Origin of the sequence: Halobacterium jilantaiense (assembly GCF_900110535.1) — an archaeon.
GTDB classification, from domain to species: Archaea; Halobacteriota; Halobacteria; order Halobacteriales; family Halobacteriaceae; genus Halobacterium; species Halobacterium jilantaiense.
The window spans coordinates 1907153-1923188 of sequence record NZ_FOJA01000001.1; the positions used below are offsets into that span (position 1 = coordinate 1907153).

The following is a 16036-nucleotide window of genomic DNA, read 5'->3' on the forward strand; positions in this document are numbered from 1 at the left end:
GTAGTGGCTCTCGTGCAACCCGAACAGGGGGTTCCCCAGCAGCGGTCCGGATGTCGGTGCGTCTGTCGCATCTCCGGGCCGCCATGCACTTATGGTCGGTCGCTCCCTACCTCCGGACGTGAGTACACGCACGAGCGCCCTCGACGCTCTCGTCTTCGGGGTCGACGTGCAGAGCGGCGACGTGCGCGGCGACGCGCCCTCCTACGCGCTGGTCGTCTTCGACGGCGAGACGATAGAGCGCGACGTCGTCACGCGACGCAAGCTGCTGCGGCTGGTCCACGACCGCGAGCCCGCCATTCTCGCGACCGACAACATGTACGAGCTGGCCGCCGACAAGGACCAGCTCGTCCACCTGCTCCGGCGGCTGCCCGAGACGACGAAGCTCGTGCAGGTGACCGGCGACGAGCGCCCCGAACCCCTCTCCCGGGTGGCGAAACGCCACGGCGTCCCGTACGGCAAGCCCGCGATGGAAGAGGCGGAGGCCGCCGCCCGGCTGGCCGCCCGGAACGTCGGCTACGAGGTGTCGGCGTTCACCGACGAGACCGAAATCAAGGTCTCGCGCGGGCGGTCGACGGGCGGCGGTGGCGGCTGGAGCGAGGACCGCTTCACGCGCCGCATCCACGGCGCTGTCAAGCGGGAGTCGCGGAACGTCGAGTCGAAGCTCGACGACGCCGGCCTCGACTACGACCGGGAGGTCACGGAGAAGTACGGCGGGTACGCCAACGCCGTCTTCACCGTGCAGGCGCGCCCCGAGGACATCCCGGTGGGCGAGCACCGCGCCGGCGACACCCGCGTGGAGGTCGAGCCGGTGCGGCGGGACGGCATCGATTTCCGGCCGCTCGCCCGCCGCCGGGACCGCGTGCTCGTCGGCGTCGACCCCGGCACGACGACGGCCGTCGCCCTCGTCGGTCTCGACGGCCACGTGCTCGACGTGATGAGCACCCGGACGGCGGACACCGCCGAGGTCATCGAGTGGATCATCGAGCGCGGCCGTCCCGCGCTCGTCGCGGCCGATGTCACCCCGATGCCGAACACCGTCGAGAAGATCGCGGCGAGCTTCGACGCCCCGGGCTGGGTGCCCGACTCGGACCTCCCGGTCGACGAGAAACAGCACCGCACCCGCGAGGAGGGGTACGACGACGACCACCAGCGGGACGCGATGGCCGCCGCCCTCTACGCCTACGACCACTACCGGGAGACCATCGAGCGCGCCACCCGGGAGACGCCCCACGACCTCGACGAGGGCGAGGTCGCCGCGCGCGTGCTCGCCGGCGAGTCCCTCCAGGGCGTCCTCTCGGACCTCACCGAGACCGACGAGCCCGAGCCCGAGGAGTCCACCCACGAACCCCGCGAACTCACGGACGACGAGCGTCGCATCAGGGACCTCGAAGCGCAGGTCGAACGCCTCCAGACCCACGTCTCCGACCTCGAAGCCGAACTCGACGAGAAAGACGACAAACTCGAAGAGTACGAGGAAGAGCTCTCGGAGGCCCGCCGCGAGGAACGTCAGGAAGCCCGCGAGCGCCGCGAAGTCACCCAACTGGAGTGGGAGAACGACCGACTGGAGACCGAACTCGAAGAGCAGCGCGAGCGCGCCGACAGCCTCGAAGCCAAACTGGAGCGCCTGAAAGACCTCTGGAAGCTCGACCACTCGAACCTCGGCGACGTCGGCGGCGAGGGCCGCGACCTCGTCGCCGTCAAGCCCGTCGACCAGTTCACGGTCGACGCCATCGAGACGGCCGACGACGAGTATGGCATCGCCAGCGGCGACGTCGTCTACCTCCGCGACGCCTCCGGCGCGGGCCGCCGCACTGCCGAACTCCTCGCCGGCTTCGACCCCCGCGTCGTCCTGCGGTCGGGCGGCCTCTCTGACGCCGCCGACGAGGTGCTGTTCGACCACGAGATTCCCGTCGGCCCCGCCGACGCCGTCACCATCCGCGAAGTCGACGAACTCGCCATCGCCAACGAGTCCGAGGTCGAGTCCGTCGTCGAGGACTGGAAGCAGCGGAAGGCCGAGCGCGAACGCGAGCAGAAGGAGACGATGGTCGACTCCATTATCTCTGAACACCGCGCGGATAGGGACTGACTGTCTCGGCTCGACCGCAACGCTCCGCTCACAGACTCACTGCCTGCCTAGTTCTCGGCTCGCCCGTCCAACCGCGTTCTGGAGGCGTTCGGCGTAGAAATCCCGCTCGTACGCGGATAGCTCGTCGAGCGCGAGCATGCCCGCGACGAGTCGAGCGAGCGTCGCCGCCCGGTACAGCGGCTCGCAGCGGTCGAAAGACCCGGCGACCGGCCGCACCGCCCGGTACCCCTCGTAGAATGTCTCCCTGACGCACCAGTCGGCGGTCGGGTCGTGCATCCAGAACGCGTTCGCGGCCGCCGCGAGGTCCCACCCGGCACGACCCGCGTGGGCACGGTCGAAGTCCAGCACTCCGACCACCTCGTCGCCGCGGAACAGCACGTTGTCCGGCGAGAAGTCGCCGTGGCAGAGCACCGGGCCGAACGACTCCGGGAGGCGGTCGGCGAACTCGTCGAGAACGCCCTCCAAGCCGTCGGCAATCGACCCCAGTCCGGCGTCCCTGAGGTGTCCGGCGCTCTCTGAAACCTCGCGCTGGACCCGCTCGCGGAACGTCGCGTCGCCGCACGCTCGGACGGACAGCTTGCTTCCCTCTCCCACCAGCGCGCCGGCGGTGTCGAACGCGGCGTGGTCGTGAACCGTCGCGAGGGTGGCGGCCGCGTTCCGCGTGCGTGCCGGGGAGACGTCCCGCTCGCCGGTCGTCCCCGGAAGCTTCTCGACGAGCACGTACCGCCGGCCGTCGAACTCGGCGACGCGCTCGCTGACCACTCGCGGGACCGGAATATCGGTCTCCCGGAGTGCGACGTACCAGTGGAGTCCACGGGCGAGCGAGTCCACGTCTCGCCCGTCTTCGGACGCCGCGAACTGGAGCACGTAGCCTCGACTGTCGACCGTGAGGACGTACGTCTCGTGCTGGAGGCCTTCGGCGACCGGTGCAACGTCGTCCGGCGGTGCGCCGAGGTCGCGTTCCGCAATCGCAGCGACCGTGTCGTCCATCGGCTCGCGGTTCGGGAACCGACCGGTTACGGCTTTCGGGGGTTCGGTCCACTGCCGTGTCGGGACTCGTCCGTTCGAACCGTTCACAGACTTCCGCACCGCTTAACCCCGCGGCCCGAGTCTCCGGGCGTATGGACGCTTACGAGCGCATCACTCGGAACACGGCGGAGGTCGTGACCGAGGAGGAGGTGCGGGAACTGGCCGAGGACCCCGAGGGCGAGCGGGTGTACGTCGGCTACGAGCCCTCCGGCGTGCTCCACCTCGGACACCTGCTGACGGCGAACAAGCTGATGGACCTCCAGGACGCGGGGATGGAGGTCGTGGTGCTGCTGGCGGACGTCCACGCCTACCTCAACGACAAGGGGAGCTTCGAGGAGATTCGGGCGACGGCCGACCAGATGAAAGAGCAGTTCCTCGCGTACGGCCTCGACGAGGACCAGACCGAGTTCGTCCTCGGGTCGTCGTTCCAGCTCGACGAGGACTACGAACTCGACCTGCACGCGATGCAGGTCGAGACCTCCCTGAAGCGCGCGCAGCGAGCGATGGCCGAGATTCAGAGCGGGGAGACGCCGAAGGTCAGTCACGTCGTCTACCCGCTGATGCAGGCCCTCGACATCGAGTACCTCGACCTCGACCTCGCCATCGGCGGGATGGACCAGCGGAAGGTCCACATGCTCGCCCGCGAGGAGCTGCCGAGCGTCGGCTACGAGAAGCGCCCGGTGTTGCACACGCCCATCATCGGCGACCTGGGCTCCGGCGAGGGGAAGATGAGTTCCAGCGAGGGCGTCACAATCTCCATGGAGGACTCCACCGAGGACCTCGAAGAGAAGGTGAATCAGGCGTTCTGCCCGCCGACTCGCGACCCCGAGGGCGAGAAAGTGCATCCGGTGCTGGAGCTGTTCCAGTACCACGTCTTCCCGCGGTTCGAGGAGGTCGTGGTGGAGCGCCCCGACGAGTACGGCGGCGACCTCGTCTACGAGGCGTACGAGGCGCTGGCCGCGGACCTCGAATCCGGCGAACTCCACCCGGCGGACGCGAAGGGCGCGCTGGCGTCGGCCCTCGACGAACTCATCGAACCGGGTCGCGAGCGACTCCGCGAGATTCGCGGCGAGTGACGACTCCACCGGGGGTGCCGAGACGGCGCTCCGCGTGACCGTCGACGAGGACGGCGAGGTGACGGAGACCGAACGGGTCGCCGCCGCAGACCTGTAAGCAAAACCGGAAAAAGCCATTTGTGCACGGGCCGAGTATTATCAATAACTGAAGCAGCTGTAATTAAATCAGTGCTTTCTTCTAACAGTTTCGTGTAGCTGCTGCTCCGGCTCCGAGCCGGGCGGATTCGAGCGCGGCGAGGTCCGGACGTCACCGTGGTCGCTCCAGACAGCGACGGCGATTGCACTGTCGACTGTCGGTCACCTCGCTGCCGTCCGAGTACCGCCGCTCGACCCACAGACGGCTCTCCGCACCGCTGGCGGCTCCGGAGACTCCGACCACCCATGACTGGCCCTGACTCACTCGTCCACATCGACTCGCTGTCCGACCTCGAATCGCTGCTCGACCATCCCGACCTCGCCGTCGAGACTCGCACCGAACCAATCGACGCTGCGGACTTCGACGCCGCCGAGGCGTGGACCGACCGGGTCGTCGTCGGCGTCGCGGACGGCCGCGGCGTCCTCCTCTACGACGACGGCCACCACGGCTGGACGCCGCCCGCCTTCGAGGTGCCAGACGACGAGGACGCCCTCGCCGTCGCCGACCGCGAGTTCGCGGCACTGACCGGGACACACCTCTCCATCTCGGGCGTCCTGCACGCCCGCCGGCGCACCTTCACCGTCGCCGACGACGACCGCGAGACGGCGGTCTGGAACGTCCTCCTGTGGGCCACTCCCGACACCCGAATCCCGGACGACCCCGAGAGCGAGGCTGACGACGCCGACCTCGCGTGGCGCGACGCCGCGCCAGACGACGCCCCGAGGTCGTCGCAGCCGACATCGAACGCATCGCGGCCACGGCGTCGACTAGCGCCGACCCGACCGAGTCGCTCACCGACCCGGCCGCGTTCGCCGACGCCGAGGGCGTGGACTACCAGGCGGTCGAGGACGACTCGCACTTCGAGATGAACCGTGACCACGCCGGCGTCGCCGCCGTCGCAGTCACGAACGACGACGGCGCGGTCGCGTTCGCCGAGTTCGACCACGGACCGATGCTCCCGTGGTTCCCGGTGGAACCCGACGGCGACTTCGCCGGCGGCGCAAACACCGCCGCGGAGGCGCTGCTCGGTATCGACGTCGAACTCGACGCGCTCGTCCGCATACGCCGGAAAGACTCCACCAGCGACGACGGTGAGCAGGCCGTCGCTTACGACGTTGTGTACGCCGCGTCACCCACCGGGGACGGGACGCTCCCGGCGGAGGTGCCGAACCGCGAGGCCGAGACCGCCGACTGGTACGCGGAGGTCCCCGACGGCGTGACGGATGGGAATATGCGCGCAGACGCCGAACTGTTCCTCGACTAGCGAGACCCGAGCGGTCGCCGACGACTACCTGCGATTGCCGCGCGCTCGCGGCTCGCCGGCCGCGACCGGCGAGCGAGGGGCGCACTTTGCGTCCTGCCGCGGGCCTGCGTTCTCGCTGCGTGCGGCGGACGCGATTACGCCATCCCGAACATGCCCATCACCGACTGCACAGCGCCGCGCGCGACGAGCGCGAGCCCGACGAGGACGGCCGTGAGACCGGCCGCGACGACGGGCGCTTTCCAGGCGACGACGGCGACGCCCGCGACCATCAACACCAGTCCGAAGACTCCCGACAGCCCGAGTTTGTCGAACATACCTCAGGCACGCCCAGCGGCGGTGGTAAGCCTGCTGGTCGGCGGTCGAATGCCGCGGAGTGGTGGGGTTTAAATCACTCGCTGTCCAACCGCGGCCTATGAGCGAGGACGACGGCGGACGCAAGAATCTCCGAATGCCCGAGGACGACGAAGTCTTCGCGGAGGTCACGGACATGCTCGGCGCGAACCGCGTCCAGGTGCGGTGTGCGGACGGAAAGGAGCGGACGGCGCGCATCCCGGGGCGGATGCAGAAGCGAATCTGGATTCGCGAGGACGACGTGGTGCTCGTGGAGCCGTGGGACTGGCAGGACGACAAAGCGGACGTGACGTGGCGCTACGAGAAGAGCGACGCTGACCAGCTCCGCGAAGAAGGCCACATCGAGTAACTTCTAGACGGCGTTTGCGACGGCGACTGCGACGGTCCCCAGTAGCGTCGCCCACGTGAAGTTCGCCAGCGTACCAGTGAGGTAGTACGTGGAGTCCTCCGTGCCGGTGTCCTCGATGCGTACCAGGGACTTCGCGGCGAACAGGACGGCGAGCGCGGTGTAGGCCCCGGCGAAGATGAGTGTGAGCACGAGGACGTTCTCGAGTTTCCCGATGACCGTCCCGGTGTCGCGCCGCCCGTCGTCGTCCTCGAGGGCTTCGTCGGCGTTCGCGTGTTCGAGCGCCCGCTCGACGACCCACGTGCTGGTCGCGAGCGTGAGGACGTACGTGTACCCGTACACCACTGGCGTCCAGAGCCAGAACAGGACCGTTTCGAGCGTCACGAGCCGTCCTCGTAGCCCGCCAGGATTTCGCGCACCGTGTCCTCGGCCTGCGTCACGCGATTCCAGTGGGCGCGCTGGAGCCTGTCCGAGACCGTCTGCTGGCCGATGTCGAGTTGGTCGGCAGCCTCCTGTTGCGAGGACGCGCGTTCTCTGGCCCGGACGGCCTCGAACTGGGGGTCGGTCCAGTCCTCCCGCAGCGTCAGAATCAGGTTGACGGTGCTGGACACGAGTCCGTCCACGGCCGGATACCGTCCCTCGAACGCGAACAGGCTGCCGCGGCGTTCGACCCACTCCAGCAGTTCGTTCGCGTGGTGGAACGCCGGCCCGTCCATCGTCGTGACGTCCGCGCTGTCGGGGTTGACGTCGATTGCGCCGTGAGCGACGCCGAACCGAACCTGGTCGGGGTGTATCTCGTCGTGGACGGTCTTGACGACGCCGTAGACGTCGCGGGGGTGGTCGAGGACACCGGCGACCTCGTCGACGCCTTTCACCGTGACGACGTCGGCGCGCACGCTGCCGGCGTACTGGTGGTTGACGGTCGCGAGCGCGTCGTCGAGCGCTCGACCGAACGTATCCCGGTCGTCGATAGCCCGGGAGCCGACGACGTCGCCGACGACGACGTACGACCCCGATGATTCCGAAGGACTCATATACTATATTCGGGTTCGTACCGTGCTCTGGTACTGTATTCTGAAATACAGTGTCTCAACACTGTGCTCTGTCCGTCGCTGGTATAAATACGTTCGGGACCGAATGCGTCTTTGGGCTGGGGGCCGTTCGCCCGACAAATGAGCGGGGACTACGGGCTGACCGAGGAGACCGAGGGAGCGCCCGGCGACGAGTTCGAGGAGATTGACGTCCGGGACACCGAGGCCGACCGTATCGCCCGCGAGCAGGACCGCGAGTTCGCCGAGTTCCGGAAGCGGCTGAAGGACACCGAACAGTTCAAACTCGACGACGGCGCGTTCGACGACGCGACGTACGCGGCCATCTACAAGCTCGTGCAGGACGGCCACCTGGGAGCGATGGGCGGCCCAATCTCCACGGGGAAGGAGGCGAACGTCTACGAGGCGTTGGACGGCGAGGGCGGCGACGTGGCGACGAAGGTCTACCGCATCAACGCCTCGAACTTCAAGCAGATGCGGGACTATCTGGAGGGCGACCCGCGCTTCGAGGGGCTGCGCGGCGACAAGAAGGCGGTCGTGCTGTCGTGGACGCGCAAGGAGTTCTCGAATCTCCAGCGCGCGAAGACGGCGGGCGTGCGGGTTCCCGAGCCGCTGGCGGTCCAGCGGAACGTCCTCGTGATGGAGCTCATCGGCAGGGAGGGCGACGCCGCGTCGAAGCTCAGCGACGTGACGGTCGAGAACCCCCAGATGGCGTACGAGGTTGTCCGCGAGTACGTGCGGCGGCTGTACGACGCGGGGCTGGTCCACGGCGACCTCTCGGAGTACAACGTCGTCGTCTACGAGGGCGAACTGGTCGTCATCGATGTCGGGCAAGCGGTGACCGTCCACCACCCGAGCAGCGCCGACCTGCTGGAGCGGGACTGCCGGAACGTCGCGAACTTCTTCGCGCGGCAGGGCGCGGACGCCGACCCCGACGACCTCCTGACGTACGTCCGCGAGCACGCGAACCCGCGCTCGGAGGAGGACACGGAGGCCGGCGAACGGGACGGTATGGCACCGGACGACGAGGCCTGACTCGGGCGCGCCGAGCCCCACCGAAACCATTTTTGGCGTGCTGCCCGCAGTCCGGAGTATGCAGACCGCTCCCTGCGGCTGGCGCTGGCGTCCCCGGGGAGCGGACAGTCTCGCCGCCGCGGCCTGACGGGCGTCACCCGCTCGGGCACGGGGCGTGGCTCACTTCGTTCTCTCCGTCTCGCGCACTGTCTTCCGACCACCAGCCACGCCACGACACCCACACATGACAGACGACGACACGGTGACGCCGCACAGCGTCGCGGGCGACCTCGACTACGAGAAGCTGCTCGCCCGCTTCGGCGCGGACGAACTGACCGACGACCAGCGCGCCCGGTTCCCCGACCACCCTCTGGTTCGCCGGGGGCTGTTCTACGCGGGCCGGGGCGTCTCCGACTTCCTCGCGGCCGACACGCAGTCTATCGTGACCGGCGTCGGTCCCTCTGGGCCGATGCACCTCGGGCACGCGATGGTGTTCTACTTCGCGAAACGCCTGCAGGACGACCTCGGCGCGCGGGTCTACATTCCGATCTCCGACGACGAGAAGTACTGGTTCAAAGACCAGACGCCGACGGAGACCGGCGACTACCTCCGGGAGAACCTCCGTGACCTGCTCGCGGTCGGCTTCGACCCCGAACTCACGCGAATTGTCGTCGACACCCGGGACGCCGACGTGGTCTATCCGCTGGCGACGGCGTTCGCGAAGAACGTCACGGGGTCGACGCTGGAGAGCGTCTACGGTGCCCCCGAGAACATCGGGCAGGCGTTCTACCCAGCCGTCCAGACCGCCCACCTCCTGCTCCCGCAGCTGGTCCACGGCGACCACGAGACGCTGGTCCCCATCGCCGTCGACCAGGACCCCCACGTCCGGGTGAGCCGGGACGTGGCAGCGAAGGCCCGCTACCCGGTGGGGAAGCCCGGCGCGCTCCTGATGCAGTTCCTGCCGTCGCTCGCGGGCCCGGGGAAGATGAGTAGCTCCGAGGGCGTCTCGATTCGGCTCACAGACGACCCCGACACCGTCCGCGAGAAGGTCCGGAAGCACGCCTACACGGGCGGCCGCGCGAGCGTCGAGGCACACCGCGAGCAGGGCGGCGTCCCCGAGGAGGACGTGCCATTCCAGTACTTGTCGGCGTTCTTCGAGCCCGACGACGAGGAACTCGCGCGCATCGAATGCGAGTACCGGGCGGGCGAGTTGCTCTCGGGCGAACTCAAGGAACTCGCCGCCGACCGCATCGTCGACTTCCTCGCCGACCACCAGTCCCGTCGCGACGCGCTCGTGGACGTCGACGCGGAACTGGCCCCGTTCCGTCTCACCGACGCCGAGCGCGAGCGCGCCCGCGGGGCCGTCGGGTTCGGGTACTGAGACGGAGACGACGGCCCCACCTCTAAGGCCCCTGCTGCCGACCACGGAGCCATGACCGACGACGCAGAGGAGGCATTCGCTGCGGTCGCGGACGAACTCCGGGTCCGCATCCTCCGCGAACTCTGGGACGCCGACAGCCCGCTGTCGTTCTCGGCGCTCCGGGAGCGCGTCGGCGTTCGGGACTCCGGGCGGTTCAACTACCACCTCGGCGAGCTCCGGGGACGGTTCGTGGAACAAGCCGACGCCGGCGGCTACGACCTCCGGTTCGCGGGCCGGAAACTCGTCGGCAGCCTCCACTCCGGGGTGTACACGGAGGCCGCCGAGTCGGTCGGCCCCCAGCCGGTCGACGGGTCGTGTGTCGCCTGCGGCGGCAGCCTCGAGGCGGTCTACGAGGACGAAGCGGGCAAGGTCGACTGCACGGACTGCGAGGTGACGCTCATCCAGACCGGGGTCCCGCCGGCGTTCGTCGACGGCCGGGAGGACGACCTCGCGGCCGCCATCGACGGCTACGTGCGAACGACGTCCCGGTCGTTCCTCGACGGCTTCTGTCCCACCTGTAGTGGACCGACTACCGGCCGCCTGCGGGACAGCGAGTACGGCCCGCAGGCGGTCGTCGAGTGCGAGCGCTGCGGGGCGACGTTCAACGGACTCGCGGCGTGGGTCGGCGTGGACCACCCCGCCGTCGTCTCGTTCTACGACGACCACGACCGCAGCGTCCGGGACACGGCGCTCTGGCACATCGACTGGCTGGCGGACGCCGAGTGGGTCGGTGACGGGAACGCCGCTGACCGCGCGGCCGTCACCGTCGAACTCGACGACGAGCAGGTCCGGCTAACTGTCGACGCGAACCTCGCTGCCACGGCCGTGGAACGGACGGAGACCGACTGACACAGGTGACGAAGGCTTTTACGCGAGCGACAAGTACATCGCGTCATGAAACACGTGAAGATTCCCAACGACCGAATCGGGGCACTCATCGGCGACGGGGGTGAGACGCTCCGACGCATCGAGGCCGCCGCCGAGGTCGACATCGACGTCGACTCGCAGGACGGCGCGGTCGCCATCGAGCGCACGGGCGACCCCGTGCGGGGGATGAAAGCGCCGGAGATCGTGCAGGCCATCGGTCGCGGCTTCAAGCCCGACGAGGCGCTGACGCTGCTGGACGACGACATGCGGATGTTCGACACCATCGACATCGAGCGCGCCGCCCGCAACGACAACGACCTCCGCCGGAAGAAGGGCCGACTCATCGGCGAGAACGGCCGGACTCGCGAACTGATGGAGGAGCTCACCGGCGCGTCGGTCGTCATCTACGGGTCGACGTTCGGCGTCATCGGGCAGCCGAAGGAAGTCGACATCGCGCGTTCGGCCGCCGAGATGCTGCTGGACGGCGCACCCCACGGCTCCGTCTACTCGTTCCTCGAACGCAAGCGCAGCGAGGAGCTGAAACAGCAGGGCATGGACTACCACGAGTTCCCGGGCTGACGGCTCGGAACCGCTGACGAGCTGATTCTATTGAACTCCGCAGGTAGTTACTGACTCACACTGGTCTGACCGGATGGACTGCCGGTCTTGTGGGACTATCCCGTGTTCCCAGTCAGGATTGGATGGACAGCGACGGCGCAGACGAGGAGGAACGCCGCGAGCAGCACGACGTTCAGACCTTCGTAGTCTCCGCGAACAATCTGGAACAGATTCGCAATCGCGCCGATCGCTCCCGCTGCTGCTGTCACGGCCATCTGCCACCGGCTGACCTCGATCGAATCGGCAATCCCACGTACTGTTTCCCCGCTGTCAGATATGCCTATAGATTAGCTGACTGCGGAACACGCACACCCATCGAGCGACTGTTCCAGCGAGGCGCGTGTTCCCGTAATCGGAGTTCGCCGGAGCCGACGCTCTCGTTTTCGCGGTGTTTCCCTCGCAGCCAGCGGTCGTCGCTGATAGCACCCACTCCGCCGGCATCCGTGACAGCTATTGGCGTATATAAACACTGGCGGTCCGGTTCGCTGTTCTGCCGTGGGCTGGCGGCTCGGCGCGTCTCCTCGGGTGTGTTATTGTCTTGCGCACAAGTTTTAAATAGAATCGCATTCAATCAAAGAGTGATTATGGCGCAGCAGATGGGTAACCAGCCGCTGATTGTACTTTCCGAAGACAGTCAGCGCACTTCCGGAGAGGACGCACAGTCGATGAACATCACCGCCGGCAAGGCCGTCGCGGAGTCCGTCCGTACCACGCTCGGCCCGAAAGGCATGGACAAGATGCTCGTCGACTCGACGGGCGAAGTCGTCGTCACGAACGACGGCGTCACCATCCTCAAGGAGATGGACATCGAGCACCCGGCGGCCAACATGATCGTCGAGGTCGCCGAGACCCAGGAGACCGAAGTCGGCGACGGCACGACCACGTCGGTCGTCGTCTCCGGTGAGCTCCTCTCCGAGGCCGAGGACCTCCTCGAACAGGACATCCACGCGACCACGCTCGCGCAGGGCTACCGACAGGCCGCCGAGAAGGCCAAGGACCTCCTCGACGAGGCCGCCATCGACGTCTCCGCCGACGACGCCGAGACCCTCGAGAAGATCGCCGCGACCGCCATGACCGGCAAGGGCGCGGAGAACGCCAAGGATGTGCTCTCCAGCCTCGTCGTCCGCGCGGTCCAGTCGGTCGCCGACGACGACGGCGTCGACACGGACAACGTCAAGGTCGAGAAGGTCACCGGCGGCGCAATCGAGAACTCCGAACTCATCGAGGGCGTCATCGTGGACAAGGAGCGCGTCAGCGAGAACATGCCCTACGGCGTCGAGGACGCCAAGATCGCGCTCGTCGACGACGGGCTCGAAGTCAAGGAGACCGAGATCGACACCGAGGTCAACGTCACCGACCCCGACCAGCTCCAGGACTTCCTCGACCAGGAGGAAGAGCAGCTCAAGGAGATGGTCGACTCCCTGAAGGAGGCCGGCGCAAACGTCGTCTTCGCCGACTCCGGCATCGACGACATGGCCCAGCACTACCTCGCGAAGGAGGGCATCCTCGCGGTCCGTCGCGCGAAGTCCGACGACTTCACCCGTCTGTCCCGCGCCACCGGCGCGACCCCGGTCTCGAACGTCAACGACATCGAGTCCGAGGACCTCGGTGAGGCCGGCTCGGTCGCCCAGAAGGACATCGGCGGCGACGAGCGCATCTTCGTCGAGGACGTCGAGGAAGCCAAGAGCGTCACTCTCATCCTCCGCGGCGGGACCGAGCACGTCGTCGACGAGGTCGAGCGCGCCATCGAGGACTCCCTCGGCGTCGTGCGCGTCACCCTCGAGGACGGCAAGGTCATGCCCGGCGGCGGTGCCCCGGAGACCGAAATCGCGATGCAGCTCCGCGACTTCGCCGACTCCGTCGGCGGCCGCGAGCAGCTCGCCGTCGAGGCGTTCGCCGACGCGCTCGAGGTCATCCCGCGCACCCTCGCCGAGAACGCGGGCCACGACCCCATCGACTCCCTCGTCGACCTCCGCAGCCAGCACGACGGCGGTGACACCGCCGCGGGCCTCGACGCCTACACCGGCGAAGTCGTCGACATGGAGTCCGACGGCGTCGTCGAGCCGCTCCGCGTGAAGACCCAGGCTATCGAGTCCGCCACCGAAGCGGCGACGATGATCCTGCGCATCGACGACGTCATCGCCGCGGGCGACCTCGCTGGCGGTCAGGTCGGCGACGACGACGGCGACGACGGCCCCGCCGGCGGCCCCGGCGGCATGGGCGGCGGCATGGGCGGCATGGGCGGCATGGGCGGCGCGATGTGACGTCGGCCACGTAACACCAGCCACCCACCCCAGCCGGTCCGCACCGCTCGCTCACCACCCGACGAATTTCTTTCGACGCCGCGCCGACCAGCGGCAGCGCCGCCGTCCCGGTACCGCAGTACGCCCGCCGCCACCGCGGTGATTGATGTGGCTGGGCGTGGACACTCGCCCGTGACCCCTCCAGACGACCGAACGCCCGCCGAGGCCTACGACGAACTGGCGGCGGGCTACGAGGACGTCGAGGCGGGCGCGTACAACGCCCACCTCGAGTTCCCCGGAACGACCAGCCTGCTTCCGGGCGTAGACGGGACGCGCGTGCTCGACGCCGGTTGTGGCGCGGGCCGGTACACCGAGTGGCTGCTCGACCGGGGTGCCGACGTGGTCGGCGTCGACGCCAGCGAGGCGATGCTCGACCGCGCGGCCGACCGCGTCGGCGGCCGGGCGACGCTGCACCGCGGCGACCTCGCGGAGCCGCTGTCGTTCGCGGCCGACAGCGAGTTCGACGGCGTCGTCAGCGCGCTCGCGCTCGACTACGTCGCGGACTGGGAGGCGACGTTCGCGGAGTTCGAGCGCGTCCTCGCACCGGGCGGCTTCCTCGTGTTCTCCGTCCGCCACCCCGTCGACGAGTTCGACCCGGACGGCGACGCGAACTACTTCGAGACCGAGCGCCGGACGGCCGACTGGGCCGCCGACGCACCGTACTACCGGCGGCCGTTCTCGGCGATGTTCGACCCGCTGCTCGACGCCGGCTTCCGAACCGACGCGGTCCACGAGCCCCAGCCGACCGAGGCGTTCGCCGAACAGCGCCCGGAGCGCTACGAGACGGAGTCCCGGGAGCCGGTGTTCCTCTGTGTGCGCGCAGTCGCGCCGTGACCGCTCTGTCCGTCGTCCCGTAAAAGGAGGTTCTAAGTGCCGCGGATGCAAGATTTGCGGCATGGAGACGCTTCTGCTCAACAAGGACGACGTCGACGAGAACACGCCGATGGCCGAACTCATCTCGGCCATCGAGGACGCGTTCGCGGCCTACGAGACCGGCGACGCCCAGATGCCCGCGAAGTCCTACATCGACCTCCCGCAGTACAACGGCGACTTCCGCTCGATGCCCGCGTACATGGACGCCGGCGACTGGGACGCCGCCGGCATCAAGTGGGTGAACGTACACCCCGACAACCCCGAGGACCACGACCTGCCGACCGTCATGGGGACGATGGTGTACTCGGACCCCGAGACCGCGTTCCCGCTCGCGCTCATGGACGGCACCGAACTCACGATGAAGCGCACTGGCGCGGCGGCAGCAGTCGCCACCGACCACCTCGCAGTCGAGGACGCCACCAGCTTCGGCGTCGTCGGCGCTGGTGTTCAGGCCTACACCCAGCTCGAAGCCATCTCGGAGGTCCGCGACATCGAGGAGGTCGTCGTCAGCGACGTCAACGACGACGCCGTCGCCGAGTACGTCGACCACTTCTCGGCCCGCTTCGACGTCCGCGCGGGCTCCATCAGCGAGGCCGGCCACTGTGACATCCTCTCCACGGTCACGCCGGTCGAAGACCCCATCGTCTCCGCCGACGACCTCGCCGACCACACCCACGTCAACGCCATGGGTGCCGACGCCGAAGGCAAACACGAACTCGCCGACGAGATTCTGCTCGCCGGCAAGCTCGTCATCGACGACCACGCCCAGACCACGCACTCCGGCGAAATCAACGTCCCCTACCACGACGGCACCCTGACCGACGACGACATCGACGCCGAAATCGGCCAGATCGTCACCGGGAAGGCCGACGGGCGCACCGACGACGACGGTGTGACGGTCTTCGACTCCACCGGCCTCGCCATTCAGGACGTCGCCGCCGCCCACGTCGTCTACGAACACGCCGACGACCACGACAACGGCTACGAGTTCGACCTGCTCGGCGTCTAGCGAGGACCTTTTGCGCTGCGCTCGCGGCGCTTCGCGCCGCTCGCTCGGCAAAAGCTACGCTAAAAGCACTCCTCCTTCGGTTCGCTCGCTACACTCGCTCCCCTCAGTCGTCGGCCTGCACTCACTCGCTACGCTCGTTCGTGCAGTGAACCGGCGACCTTCCGGGTCCTTCGGACCACTCGGTCGCCGGACGCTCGCTGTCGGTCGTGTTGTTCGCTGACTCCGCCGGCTGCGTCCCGAGTCACATGCCGCCTCTAGTCTGCCGAGTGAGGAACTTCGCGGCCTTCGAGAGCAGCCAGACGGCGGCGATGACGGGCGCGAACGGGACGACGAGGAACAGCAGGGCGACGGCCATCAGCCAGCCGACGGTCGACATCTCGGCGTTGGGGCCGCCCTTCGACGACTTGCTCACGGTGCGGACGAGGCGTTCGACGGGCTCGGGGGCGGAACTCATGGACGAACTACGCGCCGACGGCGAAAAAACGTTCCTGCGGTGACACTCCGGGGGCGGGCGTGTCTCCCGCGGTGAGCGTCTCGACAGCCGGGACTGTCGGAATGAAAGGCATTTGGCCCTCGGTCACGCACTGTCGGCCAA

The 16036-nt window shown here is 68.2% G+C and carries 18 protein-coding genes; 12 read left to right on the forward strand and 6 right to left on the reverse strand.

Annotated features, from left to right (window positions below; genetic code table 11):
• The first annotated feature begins 118 nt into the window (after positions 1-118).
• Positions 119-2086, forward strand: a complete 1968-nt coding sequence (locus BMW35_RS09790; RefSeq protein WP_089669260.1) for a DUF460 domain-containing protein — start codon at positions 119-121, stop codon at positions 2084-2086.
• A gap of 36 nt (positions 2087-2122) precedes the next feature.
• Here BMW35_RS09790 and BMW35_RS09795 read toward each other — a convergent pair whose 3' ends face one another.
• On the reverse strand, positions 2123-3076 hold the full coding sequence (locus tag BMW35_RS09795; protein ID WP_089669261.1) for a phosphotransferase: 954 nt from the start codon (positions 3074-3076) through the stop codon (positions 2123-2125).
• A 131-nt stretch (positions 3077-3207) separates the two neighbouring features.
• On the opposite strand from BMW35_RS09795, the gene BMW35_RS09800 reads away from it, so the two are divergent.
• From BMW35_RS09800 to BMW35_RS09810, 3 genes are all read left to right on the forward strand, one after another.
• Positions 3208-4191 carry a tyrosine--tRNA ligase gene (locus tag BMW35_RS09800; protein WP_089669262.1) on the forward strand — a complete coding sequence of 328 codons (984 nt, stop codon included), beginning with the start codon at positions 3208-3210 and terminating at the stop codon, positions 4189-4191.
• A 381-nt stretch (positions 4192-4572) separates the two neighbouring features.
• On the forward strand, positions 4573-5196 hold the full coding sequence (locus tag BMW35_RS15355; RefSeq protein ID WP_143052180.1) for an NUDIX hydrolase: 624 nt from the start codon (positions 4573-4575) through the stop codon (positions 5194-5196).
• Positions 5154-5591, forward strand: a complete 438-nt coding sequence (locus tag BMW35_RS09810; protein WP_143052181.1) for a hypothetical protein — start codon at positions 5154-5156, stop codon at positions 5589-5591. Before BMW35_RS15355 ends, BMW35_RS09810 begins: the two co-directional genes overlap by 43 nt.
• A gap of 134 nt (positions 5592-5725) precedes the next feature.
• Here BMW35_RS09810 and BMW35_RS09815 read toward each other — a convergent pair whose 3' ends face one another.
• Positions 5726-5905 carry a DUF7470 family protein gene (locus BMW35_RS09815; RefSeq protein ID WP_089669265.1) on the reverse strand — a complete coding sequence of 60 codons (180 nt, stop codon included), beginning with the start codon at positions 5903-5905 and terminating at the stop codon, positions 5726-5728.
• A 98-nt stretch (positions 5906-6003) separates the two neighbouring features.
• On the opposite strand from BMW35_RS09815, the gene eif1A reads away from it, so the two are divergent.
• The gene (gene eif1A, locus BMW35_RS09820; protein ID WP_089669266.1) at positions 6004-6291 is read left to right on the forward strand and encodes a translation initiation factor eIF-1A; all 288 of its coding nucleotides are present in this window, start codon (positions 6004-6006) and stop codon (positions 6289-6291) included.
• A gap of 3 nt (positions 6292-6294) precedes the next feature.
• Here the strand turns inward: eif1A and BMW35_RS09825 are convergent, their stop codons facing one another.
• Complete coding sequence (locus tag BMW35_RS09825) at positions 6295-6672, reverse strand: hypothetical protein (protein WP_089669267.1); 378 nt, start codon at positions 6670-6672, stop codon at positions 6295-6297.
• Positions 6669-7322, reverse strand: coding sequence for a SatD family protein (locus BMW35_RS09830; protein ID WP_089669268.1), 654 nt, complete (start codon positions 7320-7322; stop codon positions 6669-6671). The genes BMW35_RS09825 and BMW35_RS09830 overlap by 4 nt, the downstream gene beginning before the upstream one ends.
• A gap of 138 nt (positions 7323-7460) precedes the next feature.
• Here BMW35_RS09830 and rio1 point away from each other — a divergent pair, with 138 nt between their 5' ends.
• From rio1 to BMW35_RS09850, 4 genes are all read left to right on the forward strand, one after another.
• A complete protein-coding gene (rio1, locus tag BMW35_RS09835; RefSeq protein WP_089669269.1) occupies positions 7461-8372 on the forward strand; it encodes a serine/threonine-protein kinase Rio1 in 912 nt (303 codons plus the stop codon).
• A 223-nt stretch (positions 8373-8595) separates the two neighbouring features.
• The gene (locus tag BMW35_RS09840) at positions 8596-9732 is read left to right on the forward strand and encodes a tryptophan--tRNA ligase (protein ID WP_089669270.1); all 1137 of its coding nucleotides are present in this window, start codon (positions 8596-8598) and stop codon (positions 9730-9732) included.
• Between the two features lie 51 nt (positions 9733-9783).
• Complete coding sequence (locus BMW35_RS09845; RefSeq protein ID WP_089669271.1) at positions 9784-10620, forward strand: ArsR/SmtB family transcription factor; 837 nt, start codon at positions 9784-9786, stop codon at positions 10618-10620.
• Between the two features lie 45 nt (positions 10621-10665).
• A complete protein-coding gene (locus tag BMW35_RS09850) occupies positions 10666-11217 on the forward strand; it encodes a KH domain-containing protein (RefSeq protein WP_089669272.1) in 552 nt (183 codons plus the stop codon).
• Between the two features lie 95 nt (positions 11218-11312).
• Here BMW35_RS09850 and BMW35_RS15635 read toward each other — a convergent pair whose 3' ends face one another.
• Complete coding sequence (locus tag BMW35_RS15635; protein WP_177170818.1) at positions 11313-11465, reverse strand: hypothetical protein; 153 nt, start codon at positions 11463-11465, stop codon at positions 11313-11315.
• A 375-nt stretch (positions 11466-11840) separates the two neighbouring features.
• On the opposite strand from BMW35_RS15635, the gene thsA reads away from it, so the two are divergent.
• The 3 genes from thsA to BMW35_RS09865 all read left to right on the forward strand — a co-directional run bounded on the left by thsA (position 11841) and on the right by BMW35_RS09865 (position 15441).
• Positions 11841-13520 (forward strand): thermosome subunit alpha, encoded by a 1680-nt coding sequence (gene thsA, locus BMW35_RS09855; RefSeq protein ID WP_177170819.1) that lies wholly within the window; start codon positions 11841-11843, stop codon positions 13518-13520.
• A 171-nt stretch (positions 13521-13691) separates the two neighbouring features.
• A complete protein-coding gene (locus tag BMW35_RS09860) occupies positions 13692-14393 on the forward strand; it encodes a class I SAM-dependent methyltransferase (protein ID WP_089669273.1) in 702 nt (233 codons plus the stop codon).
• A 61-nt stretch (positions 14394-14454) separates the two neighbouring features.
• The gene (locus BMW35_RS09865; protein ID WP_089669274.1) at positions 14455-15441 is read left to right on the forward strand and encodes an ornithine cyclodeaminase family protein; all 987 of its coding nucleotides are present in this window, start codon (positions 14455-14457) and stop codon (positions 15439-15441) included.
• Between the two features lie 241 nt (positions 15442-15682).
• Here the strand turns inward: BMW35_RS09865 and BMW35_RS09870 are convergent, their stop codons facing one another.
• A complete protein-coding gene (locus BMW35_RS09870; RefSeq protein ID WP_089669275.1) occupies positions 15683-15895 on the reverse strand; it encodes a DUF7535 family protein in 213 nt (70 codons plus the stop codon).
• Positions 15896-16036 lie beyond the last annotated feature (141 nt).